At 70.1% G+C, this 749-nt stretch carries 1 protein-coding gene and 1 pseudogene; both read right to left on the reverse strand.

The window, feature by feature from the left end; translation table 11 throughout:
- The coding region (locus CCN39_RS21715) for a hypothetical protein (protein WP_086844746.1) at positions 1–468 on the reverse strand (468 nt) is incomplete at its 3' end.
- A pseudogene (locus tag CCN39_RS21720) lies at positions 465–749 on the reverse strand (hypothetical protein); the annotation flags it as partial. The gene CCN39_RS21715 and the pseudogene CCN39_RS21720, both read right to left, overlap by 4 nt.

The following is a 749-nucleotide window of genomic DNA, read 5'->3' on the forward strand; positions in this document are numbered from 1 at the left end:
CGGCGGCGGCGCGTCGGCCGGGTCGGTGAAGGTGGTTCCGGTGTCCACCACCGCGAGACACGACGGCGAGCACACCAGCCATGGACCCTTGACCGGCCGGAGCCGGTCGGTCAGGTCGAGCACCATCGCGTTCTTCGGACCGGACACCCGGATCTCTCGCTGGAACGGATGGCCGGCCTTCCCACCACCACCGCCACCACCGTTGGCCAAGAAGAAGACATAGAGGACCGCTCCCCCGAGACCGCGCAGGACGTTCCAGAAGAACCGCCGGATCAGCCGCTTCCCCTTGACCGTGCCGTCCAAGCGACGCCCGGGTACGTCGAAGCCCAGATCCAGGTCCCCGAGGCGCAGCACGATGACCGGCTCGCGCCACCGGTCCCGCATCAGCGCCTCGACCCGCTCCCGGTGCCCGGGCCGGACCTGGGTTTCCTCCGACCAGCGCTCGACACTCTCGGCGAACCCGCTCAAATGTCGAGATCCTTGCGGGTCTCCTCCGGGCTCCGGTCCCCGCCGATCTCGCTCTTGTCGAACCACGGTTCGTCCCCCTCGGGTGTGACGGCTTCCTTGCCTTCGGCGAACGCACCCTTGCCCGCCCCGATACCGGCCTTCACGCCCGCGCCGGCCAGGAACGGCTTGACCCCGGCCGACGTGCCGAACATCGTCGTGAGCGCCCGGTTGCTCGGCTGCCAGCCCTGGGCGACCGCGCCGAAGCCGAACTTCGTCTCGCCCGGCATCACGCCGATGCGCAG

The organism is Amycolatopsis kentuckyensis (genome assembly GCF_002155975.1).
GTDB lineage: Bacteria > Actinomycetota > Actinomycetes > Mycobacteriales > Pseudonocardiaceae > Amycolatopsis > Amycolatopsis kentuckyensis.